Source organism: Stenotrophomonas sp. P5_A8 (assembly GCF_056400545.1).
On record NZ_JBFULB010000366.1, the window covers coordinates 1 to 3,659 of the forward strand.

The window sequence follows — 3,659 nt, forward strand, 5'->3', positions numbered from 1 at the left end:
GCAGTACGGTGACCAGCAGGGCTACCGCAAGAAGAAAAAAGAGAGTTTCCTGTCGGACCTGTTCGACTTCTGAGCCGGCGCGCCGGGCCTGTCGATCAGGGCCGGCGCAGGATGAACTCCAGGTCGCGGCTGTCGCCGACCACGAAGTCGTACGTGCCGACCTGCACACAGCCGTAGCGCGCATAGAAGCGCTGCGCCCCGAAATTCTCCGACCACACGCCCACCCACAGGGTGCGGCGTCGCGGTTCATCGAGCCACTGCAGGAACGCGTCCATCAGCCGCGCGCCGTGGCCGCCGCCCTGATGGCTGGCCAGCACGTACAGGCGCTTGAGCTCGACATCATCGGGGACTGCATCGGCATGCGGCAGGGTGTTGGCGCCCGCCGCCAGATAGCCCACGGCCTGGCCGGCGTCTTCCAGCAGCCACACCGCGCTGCGTGGATCCTCCAGCTCCTGCCGCTGCGGGCCCGCGCTGTAGTGGTCGTGCAGGAACGCCTGCAGATCCTGCGGCGGATACGAATCGCCAAAGGTTTCGGTATAGGTGGCGACAGCGATCGCCGAGACGGCCTCGGCATCGGCGGGGGTGGCGCGGCGGATCTGCAGGGACATGGGCGCAGGCGCAGTGGATGGCCCGGCAGCGTACGCCATCGCGGCCAACGGGAGCGAAAACCACGGGCGGGATGGCGGAACCTGCTTTCCCGCGCATCACATCATTACCCGGGACAGCCAACGAGCAAGGCGCCCGGGTGTCGGACAGGCGACGACCGCGCCGCGCGCGGCAGCCTGTGACGCCCCGGATGGGCCCGTCGGATCCGGCATGCACGACCCCTGTTATCCCGGGCGCCCGCCGCGCCCGGGATCTTTTTTTGGCTTAGAACCAGACACGCACGCCGGCCACCCAGCGGGTGTCGCGGGCGCGTTCGCCGGCGGCCTGGTGATAATCGGCGGTATCGCCGAACAGGCGTTCGTGGCTGATGCCGACGTACGGGGCGAAGCGACGGTTGAACTCGTAGCGCAGGCGCAGCCCGGCCTCGACCTTGTTCAGGCCGCTGCCGTTGCCGTAACGCGGTTCGTCCTCGGCGGTGAACGTGGCCTCCACCAGCGGCTGCAGGATCAGCCGGTTGGTCAGCAGCAGCTCGTATTCCACTTCCACGGTAGCGGCGACCTGACCGCTCTGGCCGACATAGGCCGTGGCCGAGGTCTCGAACTTGTACGGCGCCAGCCCCTGGATGCCGACCGCGGCCCAGGTGCGCGAATCGCCGCGACCGAGTTCCTGCCGGGCACCGACCAGCACGTCCCACCACGGCGACACGCTGCGGCCATACAGGACGTCCAGGTTGGCCGAGTCGGTGCGTCCACCGCTGCGCTCGCCTTCGCTGCGCAGCCACACCCGGTGGATGTTGCCACCGACCCAGCCGCTGGCTTCCCAGGCCTGGCCGTTGCCGTGCTTGCCGTCCCAGTGCTCCAGCCGGTTGACCAGCAGCATGCTGTGGATCTCGGGCGGGTGTTCCATCGCACCGTGTTCGATCGCAGGGAAGGCGGCGATGCGGTCGGCATCGGTCACCGTCGGGATCGGTTCCCGTGGGGTGTCGGGTGCCGGCGGCTTGGCCGGGCCGTGGCCGATCGCGGCGTGGTCCATCGTCGAATGATCGGCGTCACCGTGGCGGGTCGGCGCAGGATCCATCTGGCCGTGATCCATGCTGCCGTGATCCATCTTCGAGTGGTCCATCCGGCCGTCGTCCATGGCGCCGTGATCCATTTTTGAATGGTCCATCTGGCCGTGGCCCATGCTGGCGTGATCCACCGTATCTTCATCGACCGTCGGCGCATCGGTGCCGGGCGGCGGAATCATGGCATGGCCTGCGTGCGACTGCGCCCACGCCGGGGCGGAGAGCGCCAGCAGCAGCGCGCTGGTCAGGATCGACGTCGTGACAATCGGAGAACGGCTCATTCTTCGATCCTCACTTCGCGCATCATGCCCGCTTCCATGTGGTACAGCAGGTGGCAGTGGTAGGCCCAGCGGCCCAGCGCATCGGCGCGCACGCGATAGGTGCGGCGGGTGCCGGGCGGCATGTCGACGGTGTGCTTGCGCAGCTGGAACGCGCCGTCGGCGTTTTCCAGGTCGCTCCATACTCCGTGCAGATGGATCGGGTGCTGCATCATGGTGTCGTTGACGAGCACGATACGCATGCGCTCGCCGTAGTTCAGGCGCAGCGGTGCGGCGCTGGCGAACGGGATGCCGTCGAAGGACCAGCTGAACTTTTCCATGTGGCCGGTCAGGTGCAGCTCGACCTCGCGGCCGGGTTCGCGGCCATCGGGATCGTCGAACAGGCTGTGCATCGCGGCGTAGGTGAGCACGGTGCGGCCGTTGTCGCGCAGGCCGATGCCGGGATCGTCGAGCTTGGGAGCGGTGGCCATGCTCTGCATGTCGACCAGCGGGTTGCCCTTCTCACTGGGCGGGTGCCGGGGCGTCTTGTCGGTGCCGCCGTGCGCGGCGTGGCCCATGTTGGCGCCGCAGCCGCCTTCCATGCCCTTCATGTCGTGCCCCGACATGCCGTTCGAGGCATGGCCCATGTCGTGGCCCATGTCGCTCATCGTCAGCAGCGGCCGTGGGTCGCGCGCCGGGATCGGCCCCTGCAGACCGTGGCGGACGGCCAGGGTGCCGGCCGCATAGCCGGTGCGGCCCATGTCCTGGCAGAAAATCGTGAACGCGTCCTGGCCGGTAGGTTCGACGATCACGTCGAAGGTCTCGGCCGGTGCGATGCGGAACTCATCGATGCTGACCGGGTGGATGTATTGGCCGTCGGCGGCGACCACGGTCATCTTCAGCCCCGGGATGCGCACATCGAAGTAGGTCATCGAGCCGCCGTTGATGAAGCGCAGCAACACCTTCTCGCCGCTGCGGAACAGCCCGGTCCAGTTGCCGGCCGGGGCGGTGCCGTTGAGCAGGTAGGTGTAGGTGTGCGCGTTGATGTCGGAGATGTCGGTGGGGGTCATCCGCATCCGGCCCCACATGCCGCGATCGGCGGTGGCCGCCGCCCAGCCGTCCTTGCGCACATCGCGCAGGAAGTCGGGCAGGGTGCGCTTGTAGTAGTTGTCGAACTCGGCCAGCTTCTTCATGCGACGGAACAGGGCACCGGGGTCCATGTCGGTCCAGTCCGACAGCAGGATCACGTGCTCGCGGTCGAAGTTGTACGGCGCTGGCTGCAACGGGTCGATGATCAGCGCGCCGTACAGGCCGGCCTGTTCCTGGAACATCGAGTGGCTGTGGTACCAGTAAGTGCCCGACTGCTTGAGGGTGAAGCGGTACTGGTAGGCCTCGCCGGGGGCGATGCCGTTGAAGCTCAGGCCGGGCACGCCGTCCATGTTGGCCGGCAGCAGGATGCCGTGCCAGTGGATCGAGGTGGGGTGGCCGTGCAGCGCGTTGGCCACGCGCACGTTGACGGTGTCGCCCTCGCGCCAGCGCAGGATGGGCGCGGGCAGGCTGCCGTTGACGGTGATGGCCGGGCGGGTGCGGCCGGTGAAATTGGCCAGCGATTCACCGATGCGTAACTGCACATCGGGACCGCTGAGGACCTGCGGGGCGCCGGCCACGGCCGGGCCGGCGGCAGCGAAGGCGCGCGCGGGCAGGCCGCTGGCGACCAGGCCGGCGACCACGCC

The 3,659-nt window shown here is 68.3% G+C and carries 3 protein-coding genes; all 3 read right to left on the bottom strand.

Going from position 1 to position 3,659, the window contains the following annotated elements:
- Nucleotides 1-95: 95 nt before the first annotated feature.
- Nucleotides 96-608, bottom strand: a complete 513-nt coding sequence (locus tag AC1DQP_RS18060; RefSeq protein ID WP_457319574.1) for a GNAT family N-acetyltransferase — start codon at nt 606-608, stop codon at nt 96-98.
- A gap of 262 nt (nt 609-870) precedes the next feature.
- On the bottom strand, nt 871-1,950 hold the full coding sequence (locus AC1DQP_RS18065) for a copper resistance protein B (protein WP_457319573.1): 1,080 nt from the start codon (nt 1,948-1,950) through the stop codon (nt 871-873).
- On the bottom strand, nt 1,947-3,659 hold a 1,713-nt coding region (locus AC1DQP_RS18070), incomplete at its 5' end, for a copper resistance system multicopper oxidase (protein WP_478052156.1). The genes AC1DQP_RS18065 and AC1DQP_RS18070, both read right to left, overlap by 4 nt.

Coding starts and splice junctions, on each gene's coding strand:
- AC1DQP_RS18060 (WP_457319574.1), bottom strand. CDS start 608: ATGTCCCTGCAGATCCGCCGCGCCACCCCCGCCGATGCCGAGGCCGTC.
- AC1DQP_RS18065 (WP_457319573.1), bottom strand. CDS start 1,950: ATGAGCCGTTCTCCGATTGTCACGACGTCGATCCTGACCAGCGCGCTG.